This is a genomic window from Streptomyces albiaxialis (assembly GCF_039530985.1).
Classification (GTDB): domain Bacteria; phylum Actinomycetota; class Actinomycetes; order Streptomycetales; family Streptomycetaceae; genus Streptomyces; species Streptomyces albiaxialis.
In genome coordinates, this window is record NZ_BAAAPE010000012.1 from 150,360 (window position 1) to 167,152 (window position 16,793).

The window sequence follows — 16,793 nt, forward strand, 5'->3', positions numbered from 1 at the left end:
GTTGTGTGTCGATACGCTCACTAGGGGTAACCGCTTCAACTTTTGTGATTGACGCCGCCGTTGGAGAGAAGGAGGGCGCGCATGGCCCGTCCCAAGGAACTCGACCCCCGCGCGTCGCTGGCCGCGGCCCTCGGCTCCCAGGTCCGCCGCCTACGGGAGGGCCACGGCTGGACCCAGCAGGACCTCGCGGACCGCCTCTACGTGTCGGCTACGCGCGTCGCCCAGATCGAGCTGGCCACGGACCCGCCGAACGAGGCCCTCACCCAGGATCTCGACCGCGTCCTGGAGGCGGCGGACGAGCTGAACGTCGCCTGGTTCCACATGAATCGGCTCAACCATCCCTCGTGGCTCCGCCCCTATGTCGACCTGGAGCGGTCGGCCTGCCGCATGCGGAAGTACGCGGTGCAGCTCGTCCCCGGGATCCTCCAGACCGCGGAGTACGCGGCGGCGCTCTTCTCCGTGGGGCAGCCCGGCATCACCGACGACGCGCTGAAACGCCTGGTCGAGGCGCGGACCAGCCGACAGAGCCTGTTGACGGGGCCCGACCCGATGCATCTGTGGGCCGTCATCGACGAGACGATTCTGATGCGCCCCTTCGGCGACGACGACTCGATCATGCGCGACCAGCTCAACCACATGCTGATGGCCGCGGCCAAGCCCCATGTCGAGCTTCAGATCCTGCCGCTTGAAGCGGGCCACCACGGCATGATGGACGGCCCCGTGACGCTGCTGGAGTTTCCCGACCGGCCTTCGATCGCCTATCTGGCGGGAACGGCGGGGGGCGAGGTCGTAGAGTCGGCGCACACTGTGAAGAAGTACGCGACGATGTACGACCGCCTGATGGTCGACTCCCTCTCTCCCGAGGAGAGTCGGGACCTGATCAGGTCAACGCTGAAGGAGCGCTACGGATGTCCTCCTCCTCCGCCGTCGAACGACCCCTGACCACATGGCGCAGGTCCAGCTACAGCGACGCGCAGGGGGGCGAGTGTGTCGAGATCGGCACGTCACCGAGCGGTCTCGTCCCCGTGAGGGACAGCAAGGCCCCCGAGAACGGGACGCTCCAGTTCTCGGGGGCCGCGTGGTCCGCGTTTATCAGTAAATGCCGGGGACCGCGTCCTGCGGGTCCAGGTGCCAGTTGGTGACGATGGGCTCGTCGACGGTCTCGGGGCCGACCTGAATGGTCCTCTCGTAGGCCGTGTCGTTGTCGCTGACCTTGATGCGGAACTCGGTGGCTTCCTTGCCGTCGTTGTTGTTGGTCGACTTGGGGCTGACACCGGCGTAGGCCACCGTGTCGCCGCTCAGCTTGATCGCCTTGGGGCCCTCCTGCTCGACGCCCCGGGCGACGATGAAGCCGGAGCCGTCGCTCGGGTTGTAGCGCACGGAGGGCAGCTCGGCGGGGAGCCAGCAGGTGATGCCCTCGTTGGCCTTCACCATGACCTCGCTGTAGCCGCCGGCCTGGGTCTTGGAGCGGACGGTCCACGAGAGATCGTTCGCGCCGCAGGTCTGCTCGACACCCTTCCCGGCGGCACTCTTGGCGCCGACGTTCACGGAGTTGATCTTCTTCTCCTTGCCGCCGGAGGCGTTGTCACCGCCGCTGCTGCCGCAGGCGGTCAGCGAGAAGGCGGCGAACGCGGTGGCGGCGAGTGCGGTGGCGCGGATGAAGCTCTTACGCATGGGATTCTCCCCCCGGAGTGATCGGTTCGTGCTTGCTGGGAAGAAGCCTCCGGTCCCGGCCGTCCGGACCGCAACGATCTGCGGGAGAGACGGGAAGCTGGAACGGCGAAACGCACTCTGACCTGCGGAAAAGCACTGTTCCTGGAACGGGAACCGGGAACGGTGCGGCCGGGTGGGGACCCTCCTGTTCCGGAACGCGGACCCTCCTGTCACAGAGTCGTCTTTAGACTCCCTTTACTCACGTTCCCCCTACGGATAGGTGTCACCGCATGTCGCACGGCAGAAAGACCCTCCTCCGGGCCGTCGTTCCGGCCACGGTCCTGGCGCTCGCCCTCACCGGCTGCGGCTCCGACGACGACTCGTCGGACGGCGGGAAGAAGGGCAAGTCCTCCTCGGCCGACAAGACCGAGCAGGGCTCCCAGGACAAGGAGAAGGAGCAGGAGGACGAGGCCCCGTCCGGGCCCCTCACCGTCGGCCAGACGGCCCCCGGCACGCACGACTTCGACATGAGCTCGGGGAAGGCGAAGCTCCAGATCACCTCGCAGAAGGTGGACAAGGGCACCAACGCGGACCTGCTCGCGGCCGGGCTCAAGAGCAAGGACGTCAAGGGGCAGTACCCGGTCTTCGTCTACTTCAAGTACAACGTGAAGTCGGCGCAGAAGCTCGACCAGCCGGACTTCAACATCAAGGCCCGCGTCCTCGGCGACGACGACAAACCCGGCAAGAAGCTGATCGCCATCGGCGCGTCCGACATCAAGGGCGGCTGCCCGGCCGATGACGACGACAAGACGTGGAAGGCGGGGATGACCGACTCCCTCTGCTCGACGTTCCTGCTGCCGGAGGGCACGGAGCCGAAGCAGGTCGCGTGGGCGGGCGACCTGAGCAACCCGCTGCTGTGGAACGTGAAGTAGCGGCCGTACGAGACGGAGGAAGGGCCCGGAACCGGCACGTGCGCCGGTTCCGGGCCCTTCCTCGTACGGTGCGGGCGCGCGTTACGCCTTCGGCTCCTCCAGGCGCGGGAAGAGCACCGCGCCCTTGGTGACCGTCGAACCGGCCGGGAGCCTGCCCCAGTCGGCCACGTCGGCGACGCGCTGGTCGGCGAGGGCGCCCAGGGACGCCTCGGCGCCGAGGGAGTCCCACAGCTTCTGGGAGGTCGTGGGCATCACGGAGTTGAGCAGCACCGCGCAGGCGCGCAGCGACTCGGCCGCCGTGTAGAGGATCGTCGCCAGACGGGCCTGGGCCTCGTCGGACTTGTCCTTGGCGACCTTCCAGGGCTCCTGCTCGGTCAGATAGCCGTTGACCAGCTTGATGAAGTCGAAGACGGCCGCGATGCCGCCCGCGAAGTCGAGCTGGTCGCCGATCTTCTCGTCGGCGTCCCGGGCCGCCTTGGCGAGGGCGTCCACGAGGACCTGCTCGGCGTCGCCGTGCGCCGCGGAGCCGTCCGGGAGCGTGCCGCCGAAGTACTTGCCGACCATGGCGGCGACGCGCGAGGCGAGGTTCCCGTAGTCGTTGGCCAGCTCGCTGGTGTAGCGCGCGGAGAAGTCCTCCCAGGAGAACGAGCCGTCCTGGCCGAAGGCGATGGCGCGCAGGAAGTACCAGCGGTAGGCGTCGACGCCGAAGTGCTCGGTGAGCTGCTGCGGGGAGATGCCCGTCAGGTTGGACTTGGACATCTTCTCGCCGCCGACCATCAGCCAGCCGTTGGCGACGACGCGCTGGGGCAGCGGGAGTCCGTTCGCCATCAGCATCGCGGGCCAGATGACCGCGTGGAAGCGGAGGATGTCCTTGCCGACGAGGTGGACGTCGGCGGGGAAGGTCTCCTGGAACTTCTGCTCGTCCGCGCCGTAACCGACCGCCGTCGCGTAGTTCAGGAGGGCGTCGATCCACACGTAGATGACGTGCTTGTCGTCCCAGGGGATCTTGACGCCCCAGTCGAAGGTCGAGCGCGAGATGGAGAGGTCCTCCAGGCCCTGGCGCACGAACTGCATGACCTCGTTACGCGCGGACTCGGGCTGGATGAAGTCGGGATTCGCCTCGTAATGCGCGAGGAGCTTCTCGCCGTACTCCGAGAGCTTGAAGAAGTAGTTCTCCTCCTTCAGCATCTCGACCGGCTTCTTGTGGATGGGACAGAGCTTCTGCCCCTCGAAGTCCCCTTCGCCGTCGAGGAGTTCCGCGTAGGTCTTGTACTCCTCGCAGGGCACGCAGTACGGGCCCTCGTACCCGCCCTGGTAGATCTCGCCCCGGTCGTGGAGGTCCTGCACGAATTCCTGGACGCGGTCGGTGTGGCGCTTCTCCGTGGTGCGGATGAAGTCGTCGTTCGCGATGTCCAGGTGCTCCCAGAGGGGCTTCCAGGCCTCCTCCACGAGCTTGTCGCACCACTCCTGCGGGGAGACCCCGTTGGCTTCCGCGGTGCGCATGATCTTCTGACCGTGCTCGTCCGTGCCGGTGAGGTACCACACCTTCTCGCCGCGCTGACGGTGCCAGCGCGTGAGCACGTCGCCCGCGACGGTCGTATAGGCGTGGCCCAGGTGGGGAGCGTCGTTCACGTAATAAATGGGGGTGGAGACGTAGTACGCCTTCTGCCCCTTCTGCTCTGATCCAGTGGCCGCCATGGGCGAAATCCTATCGGCCCCGGCAACCCGGTTTTCCCCCGATCACGGGCGGTGAACGCGGGCCCGTCGCTCAGCCGATGTCGAGCCGCCAGTACACGGTGTCACGGTGGGATGCGGAGTACGGCGTCGTCTCGACGGTCACGGGCTGGGCCCCCTCGCCGTCGCCCTCGATGCGCAGGGGGACGGTGCGGCTCTCGCCCGGGTCGAGTGTGCCGGTGAGGCGGGCGGTGACGCTCTCGGCGTTCAGCCAGGTGACGTCGCGGGCGTCGCCGGGCGCGCAGTCGTCGCGGGGGTCGCCCTCGCAGACGTCGAGCAGGCCGTCGGCCGCGTAGCTGCCGGTGTCGTCGAGGGGGAGGGGCTCGTCGGTGCCGTTCTCGAAGGTGACGGCGAAGGTGTGGACGCCGCCCCGGCCCTTCTCCGCGTCGCCCACGGTGACCTTCAGCCCGTCCTCGTAGCGCGCGGTGGCCCCGGATGTGAAGGGCTCGGTGACGCTGCCGTCCGGGCCGTCGGAGGTCTCGATCTGGCCGGTGCCGTCGAGGCCCTGCTCGAACTCCCTCAGGGCGACGGCCCCGAGTCCGGCCAGAACCGTCAGGATCGTCAGCGCGACGGCGCAGCCGACCGTCCACTTGCCGTCGCCGCCGGTCAGGGCCTTGTCCGCCGTCTCGTCCATGGTCACGTCACCGACGCTACGGAGCGGGCGCGCCGGGGTCCTGAGTCCGCGTACTCAACGGGTCCCTGAGTACGGCGCCCGCGACGAGCGCGCCGGTCAGCGCGCAGCCCGCGGCGGTGAGCATCGTGACGGACTGGGCGGTGACGAACGCGTCCTTCGCGGCGCCGGCGAAGCCGCCCCCGTCCGCCGCGCGCAGGGTCGCGGCGAGCGAGCCGCGCGCCCCGGCGGGCACGGAGGCGGGGAGCGCGGCGCGGTAGACGGCGGCGAGCAGGCTGCCGAGGAGGGCGACGCCGAGGGCGATGCCGAGCTGCTGGTGGGTGTCGTTGAGCGCGGAGCCCATGCCCGCGCGCTCGGACGGCACCGCGCCGAGCACGGTGGCGGTCGTCGCGGGGCTGGAGAAGCCGGTGCCCCAGCCCTGGAGCAGCAGCCCGCCCGCGACCAGCGCGTACGGGCTGGTGGGGGTGAGCGCGGCGAGCAGCAGGAAACCGGCGGCCGTCGCGGTGAAGCCGAGCACGATCGTGGCGCGGGCCCCGAGGCGCGCGGGCGCGCGCCCGCCGAGCGCGGAGCCGAGCACCGTGCCGAGCGCCAGCGGCACGAGCGCGGCCCCGGCCTCCAGCGCGGAGAGCCCGCGGACGAGCTGGAGGTACTGGGCGAGGACGAACAGGGCGCTGCCGGTGCCGAGGGTGAGCAGCGCGGCGGCGGCGCTGCCCCCGGCGAAGCGGCGGTCGCGGTAGAGCGCGAACTCGACGACGGGCGCGGGCGCGCGCCGCTGGCGCCGTACGAACGCGGCGAGCGCGAGGGCGGCCACGAGGAGACCGGCTGCCGGGACGACCGTACCGCCCGCGCCTGTACCGCCCGGGCCCGTACCGCCGTGGCCCGTACCGCCGTGGCCCGCGACGATCACCGCTCCGGTCAGCGCGACCATCCCGGCGGTGACGAGCGCGGCGCCCGCGGGATCGACGGGGCGGACGAGGGGGTCGCGGGACTCGGGGACGAGGCGGGCGACGGCGAGCGCGGCGGCGAGGACCACGGGGACGTTGAGGAGGAAGACCCCGGCCCAGCTCCAGGCCGCCACCAGCGCGCCGCCGAGCACGGGCCCGGCGGCCATCGCGACGGCGGCGACGGCGGCCCAGACGGCGAAGGCGCGGGGGCGTTCGCGCGCGGGGAAGACCCGCACGAGGATCGCGAGGGTGGCGGGCATGACGAGCGCGGCGCCGGCGCCCATCGCGGCGCGCATGGCGATCAGCCACCACGCGGACGTCGCGAGCGCGGCGGCGGCCGAGGCGAGGCCGAGCACGGCGAGCCCGGTGAGCAGGGCGCGGCGGCGGCCGTAGCGGTCGGAGGCGGCTCCGGCGGCGATGAGCAGCCCGGCGAAGACGACCGCGTAGGCGTCGATGACGGCCTGGAGCGTGCCCGTGGAGGCGTCGAAGTCCTCGGCGAGGTCGGGCAGCGCGACGTTGAGGACGGTGTTGTCCAGCACGATCACGAGGAGCGCGGCGCAGAGCGCGGCGAGGATCGCCCGGCGCCGGGGGTGGCCTTCGGGGTCGGTCATCGGTTCCCCCTACAGTGTTGGGTGAGTGACCGACACTGTAGGACCAGGGCAACGGCGTAGGTCAAGTGCGTAGGATCGGGCGCCATGAGCCCCAAGCGCCCCCGGTCCGGGACCGATGCCGCCCTGCCCGGTGCCGTCTGGCTGCGCGAGCCGCGCCGGGCGTCCCGCACCGGACCCGCGCTCTCGCGCGAACGGATCGTCGAGGCGGCCGTCGCCGCGCTGGACGGCGGCGGCGTCGCCGCGCTGAGCATGCGCAAGCTCGCCGACGCGCTGAACGTCCACGCCACGAGCCTCTACTGGCACGTGCCGCACCGCGACGACCTGCTCGACCTCGCCCTCGACGCGGTGTTCGGCGAGGTCACGCTGCCGCCCGCCGGGGAGGCGCACACCGAGAAAGCGCACGCCGGGGAGTCGCACGCCGGGGACCCGCACCCCGGGAAGGCGCACGCCGGGGAGTCGCACGGCGGGAAGGCACCCGCCGGGGAGGCGCATGCCACGTGGCGCGCGGACGTCGCGCTGTTCATGCGGGAGCTGCGCGCCGCGCTGCTGCGCCACCCCTGGGCCGCCGGGCTCGCCGTCACCCGCCCTCTGATGGGCCCGAACGCGCTGGCCCGCGCGGAGTTCGTGCACGCGGCGCTCGTCCGCGCGGGCTTCGACGGCACCGCGCTGGCCTCCGCCGCCGCCCTGGTCACCCAGCAGGTGACCGGCTCCGTCGCCACCCAGACCGCGTGGCCGGACGGCGCCGAGGACGGCCGGGCGCGCGGCGCGTTCGCCGAACGGCTGCGCGAGGCCGCCGACCGCTACCCGACGCTCGCCGCCCACGCCACGCCCGCCCGCAGCGACTGGGACACCCACTTCGAGGCGGGCCTCGCCCTGCTCCTCGACGGCTTCGCCGCGCACGCCGCCCGGACCCAGCCCCCTCCCGGGGTGTAGCCAGCACCACCCCCGCAGACGCCACTTGGGGCCCTGGGGCCGCGACCCGCCGCTGCCTAACGTCGTAGACAGCGGAAAACGGCAGCACACAGCGGCAGCACACAGGCGCACAACGACCCGGCGGGAGCGGCGAGATGACCGTACAGCTCAAGGACGTGCGGAAGACCTACGGCAAGGGCGACGCCACCGTCATCGCGCTGGACGGTGTCTCCACCGACTTCGCGCCGGGCAGCTTCACCGCCGTGATGGGCCCCTCGGGCTCCGGCAAGTCCACGTTCCTCCAGTGCGCCGCCGGGCTCGACCGGCCGACCTCCGGGACGGTCACCGTCGAGGGCCACGACCTGGGCTCCATGAACGTGACGGAGCTGACGAAGCTGCGCCGCGAGCGCGTCGGCTTCGTCTTCCAGTCCTTCAACCTGTTGCCCGCGCTGACCGTCGAGCAGAACGTCGCGCTGCCGCTGCGCTTCGCGGGCAAGCGCCCCGACCGGCGCCACCTGGCCGCCGTCATCGACCGCGTCGGCCTCACCGACCGCGCCAAGCACCGGCCCGCGCAGCTCTCCGGCGGCCAGCAGCAGCGCGTGGCCATCGCCCGCGCCCTCGCCACCCGGCCCGCCGTCCTCTTCGCCGACGAGCCGACCGGCGCCCTCGACACGCACACCGCGACCGAGGTCCTGGGGCTGATGCGGCAGGCCGTGCGGGAGACGGGCCAGACCGTCGTCATGGTCACGCACGACCCGGTCGCCGCCTCGTACGCGGATCGTGTGCTCTTCCTCGCCGACGGCCGTATCGCCGACGCGATGGACGCGCCGACCGCCGAGCGGGTCGCCGAGCGCATGACCCGCCCGTGGCACACCCCGATGGGGGCGGCGGCCTGATGTTCGTCCTCGCCTGGCGCACCCTGCGGTTCCGCAGAGGCGGCTTCGTCGCCACCTTCCTCGCGCTCTTCTTCGGCACGGTCCTGGTGATGGCCTGCGGCGGCCTCCTGGAGACCGGCGTACGCAACAACGCCCCGCCGCAGCGCCTCGCGGGCGCCGACCTGGTCGTCACCGGCGACCGCTCGTACGAGCTGACCGGGCGGAGCGCCGACGACAGCGAGTCCGCCGTCCTCACCGAGCGGGTGCCCGTACGCGACGGACTGGTGCGGGAGGTGCGGAGCACCACGGGGGTGCGTTCCGCGGTTCCCGAGCCGGTGTTCGACGCGGCGGTGCTGGGCGGGCGGGGCACGGACGGCGGCCGTACGGACGTCGAGGGCCACGGCTGGAGCTCGGCCGCGCTCACCCCCTACCGGACGAGCGCGGGCCGGGCCCCCGCCGCCGATGACCAGGTGGTCCTCGACGCCCGTACGGCACGCGCCGCGGGCGCGGAGCCCGGCGACCGGATCCGCCTCGCCGTGCCCGGCGGCACCCGTACGTACGAGGTCAGCGGCATCGCGGCGCCCCGGGGCGGACGGCAGGCCGGAAAGGCCGTCGTCTTCTTCACCGACGCGCGGGCCCGCGCGCTGGCGGGCGGCGAGATCGCCGACATCGCGGTCGTCGCCGCGCCGGGCCAGGACGTGGGCGCGCTCAAGTCGCGGCTCGCGGAGCGCGTGGCGGAGTCCGGCGCCCGCGCGAAGGTCGTCTCCGGGGACGACCGGGGCGCCGTCGAGTACCCGGACGTCGAGCGGGACCGCGAGTCGCTCATCGTCATCGCCTCGGTCTTCGGCGGACTGGCCGCGATGGTCGCGGTGTTCGTCGTCGTCTCGACCGTCTCCCTGTCCGTGCGGCAGCGACACCGCGAGTTCGCCCTGATGCGAGCCACGGGCGCCACGCCGCGCCAGCTCCGCCGGATGCTGCTCGCCGAGACGCTGCTGGTCGCGCTGCTCGCAGCCGCCGGGGGCGCGCTCGCGGGCCCGTACGCCGGGGAGCAGCTCTTCACGCGGTTGGTGGACGCCGGTCTCGTCGAGGGCGCCGTCGTCCACAGCCAGGGCTGGATCCCCGCCGTCGCCGCGGGCGGCGCGCTGCTGCTGACCGCGCTCGTCGGCGGCACGGTCGGCGCCCGCCGCGCCGTGCGCACCCACCCCGGCCGGGCCCTGACCGAGGCCGCCACGGGCGAGCGCTGGCTGCACCCCGTGCGCCTCGTCCTCGCCGTCCTCTTCCTCGGCGGCGCGACCGCCCTCGCCACGCTCACGGTGCTGCTCTTCGACGGGCCCATCGCCGCGAGCACGGCCGGGCCCACGGTGATCTGCGCGGCGGCGGGGCTGGCGCTGCTCGGCCCCGGCCTCACCAAGCTCGTCACGTTCCTCGTCTCGCCCCTCGTCCGGCTGCTGACCGGCCGCGGGCCCAGCGGCGAGCTGGCGCTCCTCAACTCCCGCGCCCGCACGGTCCGTATGGCCTCCGTCGTCACGCCCGTCCTGCTCGCCACGGGCATGGCCGTCGGCAACCTGTACCTGCAGACCACGCAGGTGCGGGCCGCCGAGGACGCCTTCCGCGAGAACCTGCGCGCCGACGCCGTGCTGACCGCGCCCGTCGGCGGCGTGGACCCCGCGCTGACCGACCGCGTCCGGAAGCTCGACGGCGTCGCCGCCGCGAGCGCGTACGTCACCACCACCGGCCACGTCGAACGCCCGCACGACGGCGCGGACGACGGCGACGGGCTGCCCCTGCAGGGCGTCACCGGCCGCGACGCCACCCGCACCACCGCCGTACGCCCCACCGAGGGAAGCCTCTCCGCGCTCACCGGCCGCACGGTCGCGCTGCCCGAGAGCCGCGCGGACGAGCTGGGCAAGGGCGTCGGCGACACGCTGCGGCTGCGCCTGGGCGACGGCGCCGCCACCGACGTCCATATCGTCGCCCTGTTCGAGGGCCGCGCCGGATACGAGACGGCGCTCGCCCCCGCGAGCCTCCTCGCCCCGCACACCACCACGGGCCTGCCCCGGCAGATCATGGTGCGGGCCGAACCGGGCACGGACGGGGCCGAACTGATGGCGGCCCTGCACCGGTTCACGGAGGGCCACCCGGGCCTCCAGGCCGCCGACCGCGACGCTCTGCTCGCCGCGAACGCGGAGGACGTCCAGCTCCAGGCGTGGATCAACTACCTGCTCGTCGGCATGATCGTCGCCTATACGGCCATCGCCGTCGTCAACTCCCAGGTGCTGTCGGTCACCAACCGGAAGCGCGAGTTCGGCCTCATGCGCCTCGGCGGCGCCACCCGCGCCCAGGTGCTGCGCACCGTCTCGGTCGAGGCCCTGCTCGTCACGGCCGTCGGCCTCCTCCTGGGCACCCTGGCGGCGGCCACGTCCCTGATCCCCTTCGCGGTCGCGGCGGCGGACACCTGGCTCCCGAGCGGCCCCCTCTCCATCTACGCCGCGGTCGCCGGCACGGCCACGGCCCTCACCCTGGGCGCCGCCCTCGCGGCGACCTGGTCGGTGACCCGGGGCCGCGAGGCGGACGCGGCGGTGGCGGCGGAATGAGGGAGCGCGCGGACCTCAGTCCGCCCATTCCTTGAGCGGCTCGGTGTCCAGCTCGATACCGACGGGGTCGGGCAGCGTGACGGTCTTGCCGAACGGCACGGTCGTCACCTGCTCGTACCGCTCCCCGTCGGGCTGGGAGTGGACCTTGACCTCGCCGGTGATGCGGTCGATGAGCAGAAAGACGGGCAGTTCGGCCTCGGCGTAGGCGCGAGGCTTGTCGACGCGGTCGCGCTGGTTGGTGTCACGGTCCCGGGAGGTGACTTCCACGACCATCAGGACGCCCTCGGTGTCGGCCCACTCGCCCTGGCCGACGAAGGTACCGCTCTCGGCGAAGGTGCCGTCCGGGCGGGCGTTGCCATTGCGGTACGTCTCGACGCGGAGCCCCTGATCGGGATAGAGCCAGAAGTCCTGCTTCGACTGCATGCAGATCCGCTGCAGCCACTCGATGATCCGCCCGTGATTACCGTCCGGCACTGCCTTGATTCCCATCTTCCCGGCGACGAACTCCAGGCGGAGTGCGTCGCTGACCCTGTCGGCGGCGCTCGACAGTTCCTCGAACTGGTCCTGGGTCAGGACGCTGGACCGCTCCTCCGCGCTGCTCACAACGGCCTCCTCCGGGATGGGTGGTGCCTTCCACGGTACGGGCCTCCGGCACGCGCGGCCGGATTTCACTGACGTCTCTGCCATGACGGGGAACCTAGTCATACGAAAGGCCCGGGATCCGAAGATCCCGGGCCTTTCCCTCGTGCGGGTGGACGACTGCTCGCCGCCCTCTTCTCGCCTACTTCACCTGCGGCTTCCGCACCGACAGGTGCAGCTCCTTCAGCCGCTTCTCGTCGACCTCGCTGGGGGCGCCCATCATCAGGTCCAGGGCGTTGTTGTTGAGCGGGAAGGCGATCGTCTCGCGGATGTTCGGCTCGTCGGCCAGCAGCATGACGATGCGGTCGATGCCGGGGGCGATGCCGCCGTGCGGCGGGGCGCCGTACTCGAACGCGCGGAGCATGCCGCCGAAGTCGCGGCGGACGTCCTCCGGTGAGTAGCCCGCGATGCCGAAGGCCTCGAACATGATCTCCGGCTCGTGGTTCCGGATCGCGCCGGACGACAGCTCCGTACCGTTGCAGACGATGTCGTACTGCCAGGCCAGGATGTCCAGCGGGTCCTTGGTGCGGAGCGCCTCCAGGCCGCCCTGCGGCATGGAGAACGGGTTGTGCGAGAACTCGATCTCGCCGGTGTCCTCGTCCTTCTCGAACATCGGGAAGTCGACGATCCAGCAGAACCGGAAGACGTTCTCCTCGAAGTGCCCGGCACGGCGGGCCGCCTCCACGCGGACCGCGCCCATGATCTTCGAGACCTCGTCGAACTCGCCGGCGCCGAAGAAGACCGCGTAACCCGGCTTGAGCGACAGCGCGTCCGTCAGCGCCTGGACGTCGTCCTCCGTCAGGAACTTCGCGATCGGGCCCGCCAGCGCGCCGTCGTCCCCGACCCGCACCCACGCCAGGCCCTTCGCGCCCTGCTCGACGGCGAAGTCGCCCATCTGGTCGAAGAACTTGCGGGGCTGCTCCGCGGTGTCCGGCACGGCCAGCGCGCGCACGTGCTTGTCGGCGAACGCCTTGAAGCCGGAGCCCTTGAACACGTCCGACACATCGGTGAGTTCGAGGCGAGCGCGCAGGTCCGGCTTGTCCGAGCCGTACTTCACCATCGCCTCGCGGAACGGGATCCGCGGGAACGGGGAGGTGACCTCGCGGCCCTCGCCCAGCTCCTGGAACAGCTCGGTCATCACCTTCTCGATGACCTCGAAGACGTCCTCCTGCTCGACGAAGCTCATCTCCATGTCGAGCTGGTAGAACTCACCGGGCGAGCGGTCCGCGCGCGCGTCCTCGTCGCGGAAGCAGGGCGCGATCTGGAAGTACCGGTCGAAGCCCGCGATCATCAGGAGCTGCTTGAACTGCTGCGGGGCCTGCGGCAGCGCGTAGAACTTGCCCGCGTGCAGCCGCGAGGGGACGAGGAAGTCCCGGGCGCCCTCGGGGGAGGTGGCGGACAGGATCGGCGTCGCCATCTCGTTGAACCCCTGCGCCGTCATCTTCTCGCGGATCGAGGAGATGACCTTGCTGCGCAGCATGATGTTGCGGTGCATGCGCTCGCGGCGCAGGTCCAGGAAGCGGTACTCCAGGCGCCGCTCCTCGTTGACCCCGTCCTCCGCGTTGATCGTGAAGGGGATCTGGTCCGCGCCGCCCAGCACCTCGACGTCGGCGACCTCGACCTCGATCTCGCCCGTCGGCAACTCCGGGTTCACGTTCTCCGTGCCGCGCGCGGTGACCTTGCCGTCGACGCGGAGCACCGTCTCCTTGGAGAGCGAGCTCAGCTTCTCGTTGATCTCGCCGGCCTCGTCGCGGACGACGAGCTGGACGATGCCATAGTGGTCACGGAGATCGATGAAGAGGATGCCGCCCAGGTTCCGGCGATTGTGCAGCCAGCCGCTCAGCCGGACGTCAGCGCCGACGTCCGAGGCGCGAAGCTCGCCGCAGGTGTGGGACCGGTACCGATGCATCATTCATCCAAGTCGTTCGGCTCAGGAGTCACAGAGAATGCTTCTCAGACTACCGCCCAGCGGAAGCCCCCCTCGCCCCCGTTTCCGAAACCCGCACGGGTCCGAATAAAGTAGTGCAATGCGCACCGAGGAAGCCCTCACCGCCACCGGCGCTGGGCTCTGGACCTGGGACATCGCCACAGGTCTCGTGACGCTCGACGCGCACGGCGCGCACCTCCTCGGCGTCACCCCCGATCCCACCACGCGCACCGGCGACCTCACCCTCCAGGGCAACGCGGTCCGCTCGCACCTGCACGCGGTGGACTACGTGACGTTCCAGGGCATCGTCACCCTCGCCCTCACCGAGCACACGCCCGCCGAGGCCACGATGCGGGTCGTGGACCGCGACGGCAAGGTCATACGGACGGTGCGCACCCTCGTCAGGCCGCTGCGCGCCACCCACGCCGAGATCTCCGGGCCCGGCTCCCCCGAGTCCACCACCCGCATCGTCGGCCTGCTCTACGAGGTGCCCGAGCCCGTCGGCGCCGCGCTCGACGAGGAGGCCGCGAGCGGCCCTCCGGCCCCCGCCCACGCCGCCGCCTCGCCCTCCGCGCCGTCCGACTGGGACTGGCGCCGCAACCGCGAGGCGTTCCTCCTGGACGCGGGCCGCGCCCTGTCCGAGGCGTACACCACCGCCGACGTGCTGCGCGTCGCCTCCTCCCTCGCCATGCCGGGCTTCGCGCCCGACGCGCTCACGCTCTACGCGCTGGACGGCGACCGCCTCCCCGCCCTGAGCCCCGCCGGTCCCGCCGGGCCCGCGGGCCCGGCCGGGCCCGCGGGCGCCGACACGGACGGTGCGGGGGCGCGGGGGCTGCGTACCGACCACGACCACCCCGCCGCGGAGGCCGCGCGCACGAGCCGCGCGATCTACCTCCTCGAACCCGACGAGTACGCCCGCCGCTACCCCGAGCGGGCCCCCGCCCCGGGCGACCCGGCCGCCGGGCACCAGTCCCGGGCGTATCTGCCGCTGATCGTCGCGGGCCGCGCCATCGGCGTCTGGGCCGTCGCCTTCGGGCGGCCCATCGCCTTCACGCCCGACGAGCGCGCCGTCCTCACCACCGTCGCGCGGATGCTCGCGCAGGCCCTCTCCCGCGCCACCCTCAACGAGTCCGAGCGCGAGCTGACCGCGGGCCTCCAGCGCACCATGCGCCCCGCCCGCAAGCCCGTCATCCCCGGCATGGAGCTGGCCGCGCGCTACATCCCGACCGGCGGCGGTCTCCAGGTCGGCGGCGACTGGTACGACGTGATCCCGCTGCCCTCCGGCCGTACGGCCCTGGTCATCGGCGACGTCCAGGGCCACGACGTGCGGGCCGCGGGCATCATGGGCCAGCTCCGCATCGCCCTGCGCGCCTACGCCTCCGAGGGCCACCACCCCGACGCGGTCCTCGCCCGTGCCTCCCGCTTCCTGTACGGGATGAGCGGCGCCTCCTCCCTCGGCGAGCTGCGGCCCCGTACGGGCGCCGGGGAGGAGTCGGGGGCGCCCCCCGGCGCGACCACCGCCGTGACCGGGCCCGAGTCCCCCGGCGACGCGGAGGCCGAGGCCGACCACCCGCGCTTCGCCACCTGCCTCTACATCGAGGTGGACCCCTCCACCGGCACCCTCGACATCGCCCGCGCGGGCCATCCCGACCCGGCCGTGCAGATGCCGGGCGGGCCCATGCTCGTACGGCCCACCGCCGGCGGCCTGCCGCTCGGCATCGACCCCGACTCCGACTACCCGACGACCCGCCTCGTCCTGGAGCCCGGCGAGCGGCTGCTGATGTGCACCGACGGCCTCATCGAGACCGGCGGCCACGACCTGGAGACGGGCTGGACCCGGATCCGCGAGGTCGTCGAGGAGCACGCGCGCGGCGAGGGCCCGGGCGACCCGGGCGACCTGGAGGCGCTGGCGGACGCCCTGGTGGAGGGCGTTCTCGGGCCGCGCGGCGCCCGCGTCCCCGGTCCGCTGGGCGGCCGGCACGCCGCCGCGCACGCCGACGACATCGCCCTGCTGCTGCTCGCCCCCGGCCCCTTCCCCACGGGCACGGCCCCGGACGGCAGCTCTGTCTCGTCCCGCCGCAGCGTGCTGACGATCGCGCAGGCCGAGCCGGACCGTATCGCCGAGGCCCGCCACCAGCTCCGCGACCTGCTGCACGACTGGGCCGACGAGGACCAGGTCGACGGGGCCGTGCTGATGCTCTCCGAGATGCTCACGAACGTCCTCGTGCACACGGACGGCGACGCCCTCCTCGTCGCCGAGATCACCGGCCTCACCGAGGTCGCGGGCTCCGACTCGGCCACCGGCGCCGACTCCGGCACCGGCACCGGCACCGGCTCTCATGAGGCGCGGACGCTGCGCGTGCAGGTCCTGGACCACAGCGACGAGCTGCCGCACCGCCGCAGCCCCGGCGAGATGGCCTCGTCGGGGCGCGGGCTGGTGCTGCTGGAGATGCTCGCCGACCGCTGGGGCGTGGACCCGCGCGGCGAGGGCAAGTGCATCTGGTTCGAGATCCGCGAACGCCGTACGGGCGCGGATGCGGGCACCCTGTCCGGCGAGGACCTGGCCTCAGAGCTCTTCGGCATCGACCTTCCGGGCGGGGACCTTCCGGGCGGGGATCCGTCCTAGCCGCCCGGCCTGGAAGTCCTCGAAGGCCTGGGCGAGTTCGGCGTGGCTGTTCATCACGAACGGCCCGTAGTGCGCCATCGGCTCCCTGATCGGACGCCCGCCCAGCAGCACGACCTCCAGGTCCGGGGTGTGCGCGTCCTGCCGCTCGTCGGCCCGCACCGTCAGCGAGCCGCCCTCGCCGAACACGGCCGCCTGCCCGGTATGGACGGGGCGCCGGTCCGTACCGACCGTGCCGCGCCCGGCCAGGACGTAGGCGAGTCCGTTGAAGTCCGTCCGCCAGGGCAGCGTGACCTCGGCGCCCGGCGAGACCGTCGCGTGGATCATCGTGATCGGGGTGTGCGTGACGCCCGGCCCCTCGTGCCCGTCGAGGTCGCCCGCGATGAGGCGGAGCAGGGCGCCGCCGTCGGGCGTGGTGAGGAGCTTCACGCTGCCGCCGCCGATGTCCTGGTAGCGGGGCGCCTTCATCTTGTCGGCCTTCGGGAGGTTCACCCAGAGCTGGAGGCCGTGGAAGAGCCCGCCGCTCATGACCAGGGACTCCGGCGGCGCCTCGATGTGCAGCAGGCCGCTCCCGGCGGTCATCCACTGGGTGTCCCCGTCGTTGATGACCCCGCCGCCGCCCTCGGAGTCCTGGTGCACGAACGTTCCGTCGAGCAGGTACGTCACGGTCTCGAAGCCCCGGTGCGGGTGCCAGGGGGTGCCCTTGGATGCTATCAGT

At 72.4% G+C, this 16,793-nt stretch carries 13 protein-coding genes and 1 pseudogene; 7 read left to right on the forward strand and 7 right to left on the reverse strand.

All coding sequences use genetic code 11. From position 1 onward, the window contains the following. The first annotated feature begins 81 nt into the window (after positions 1-81). Positions 82-942, forward strand: a complete 861-nt coding sequence (locus tag ABD343_RS22985; RefSeq protein ID WP_344531191.1) for a helix-turn-helix domain-containing protein — start codon at positions 82-84, stop codon at positions 940-942. Continuing rightward, entirely contained in the window at positions 909-1,142 is a 234-nt protein-coding gene (locus tag ABD343_RS22990) for a DUF397 domain-containing protein (RefSeq protein ID WP_344531192.1), read from the forward strand. Before ABD343_RS22985 ends, ABD343_RS22990 begins: the two co-directional genes overlap by 34 nt. Here ABD343_RS22990 and ABD343_RS22995 read toward each other — a convergent pair. Continuing rightward, a complete protein-coding gene (locus tag ABD343_RS22995; RefSeq protein WP_344531193.1) occupies positions 1,093-1,674 on the reverse strand; it encodes a DUF4232 domain-containing protein in 582 nt (193 codons plus the stop codon). The genes ABD343_RS22990 and ABD343_RS22995 overlap by 50 nt on opposite strands. A 269-nt stretch (positions 1,675-1,943) precedes the next feature. Between ABD343_RS22995 and ABD343_RS23000 the strand changes: the two genes are divergently transcribed. Next, positions 1,944-2,585 (forward strand): hypothetical protein, encoded by a 642-nt coding sequence (locus tag ABD343_RS23000; protein WP_344531194.1) that lies wholly within the window; start codon positions 1,944-1,946, stop codon positions 2,583-2,585. 81 nt (positions 2,586-2,666) lie between these two features. Here the strand turns inward: ABD343_RS23000 and metG are convergent, their stop codons facing one another. From metG to ABD343_RS23015, 3 genes are all read right to left on the reverse strand, one after another. After that, positions 2,667-4,283 carry a methionine--tRNA ligase gene (gene metG / locus ABD343_RS23005; RefSeq protein ID WP_344531195.1) on the reverse strand — a complete coding sequence of 539 codons (1,617 nt, stop codon included), beginning with the start codon at positions 4,281-4,283 and terminating at the stop codon, positions 2,667-2,669. A 70-nt stretch (positions 4,284-4,353) separates the two neighbouring features. Next, positions 4,354-4,959 (reverse strand): hypothetical protein, encoded by a 606-nt coding sequence (locus ABD343_RS23010; protein ID WP_425578245.1) that lies wholly within the window; start codon positions 4,957-4,959, stop codon positions 4,354-4,356. Between the two features lie 10 nt (positions 4,960-4,969). Continuing rightward, positions 4,970-6,505 (reverse strand): MFS transporter, encoded by a 1,536-nt coding sequence (locus ABD343_RS23015; protein WP_344531196.1) that lies wholly within the window; start codon positions 6,503-6,505, stop codon positions 4,970-4,972. 84 nt (positions 6,506-6,589) lie between these two features. Between ABD343_RS23015 and ABD343_RS23020 the strand changes: the two genes are divergently transcribed. The 3 genes from ABD343_RS23020 to ABD343_RS23030 all read left to right on the forward strand — a co-directional run bounded on the left by ABD343_RS23020 (position 6,590) and on the right by ABD343_RS23030 (position 10,886). Beyond that, positions 6,590-7,438, forward strand: a complete 849-nt coding sequence (locus tag ABD343_RS23020; RefSeq protein WP_344531197.1) for a TetR/AcrR family transcriptional regulator C-terminal domain-containing protein — start codon at positions 6,590-6,592, stop codon at positions 7,436-7,438. A gap of 134 nt (positions 7,439-7,572) precedes the next feature. Next, a complete protein-coding gene (locus tag ABD343_RS23025) occupies positions 7,573-8,313 on the forward strand; it encodes an ABC transporter ATP-binding protein (RefSeq protein ID WP_344531198.1) in 741 nt (246 codons plus the stop codon). Then, positions 8,283-10,886 carry an ABC transporter permease gene (locus tag ABD343_RS23030; protein ID WP_344531199.1) on the forward strand — a complete coding sequence of 868 codons (2,604 nt, stop codon included), beginning with the start codon at positions 8,283-8,285 and terminating at the stop codon, positions 10,884-10,886. The genes ABD343_RS23025 and ABD343_RS23030 overlap by 31 nt, the downstream gene beginning before the upstream one ends. Before the next feature lie 15 nt (positions 10,887-10,901). Here ABD343_RS23030 and ABD343_RS23035 read toward each other — a convergent pair whose 3' ends face one another. Further along, positions 10,902-11,489 carry a Uma2 family endonuclease gene (locus ABD343_RS23035; RefSeq protein ID WP_344531200.1) on the reverse strand — a complete coding sequence of 196 codons (588 nt, stop codon included), beginning with the start codon at positions 11,487-11,489 and terminating at the stop codon, positions 10,902-10,904. 178 nt (positions 11,490-11,667) lie between these two features. Further along, positions 11,668-13,434 carry an aspartate--tRNA ligase gene (gene aspS / locus ABD343_RS23040; protein WP_344531315.1) on the reverse strand — a complete coding sequence of 589 codons (1,767 nt, stop codon included), beginning with the start codon at positions 13,432-13,434 and terminating at the stop codon, positions 11,668-11,670. 118 nt (positions 13,435-13,552) lie between these two features. Here aspS and ABD343_RS23045 point away from each other — a divergent pair, with 118 nt between their 5' ends. Beyond that, positions 13,553-16,078 (forward strand): ATP-binding SpoIIE family protein phosphatase, encoded by a 2,526-nt coding sequence (locus tag ABD343_RS23045; RefSeq protein ID WP_344531201.1) that lies wholly within the window; start codon positions 13,553-13,555, stop codon positions 16,076-16,078. On the opposite strand, the pseudogene ABD343_RS23050 reads toward ABD343_RS23045, so the two are convergent. After that, positions 16,019-16,780, reverse strand: a pseudogene (locus ABD343_RS23050) (pirin family protein); the annotation flags it as partial. The gene ABD343_RS23045 and the pseudogene ABD343_RS23050 sit on opposite strands and share 60 nt — an antisense overlap. Positions 16,781-16,793 lie beyond the last annotated feature (13 nt).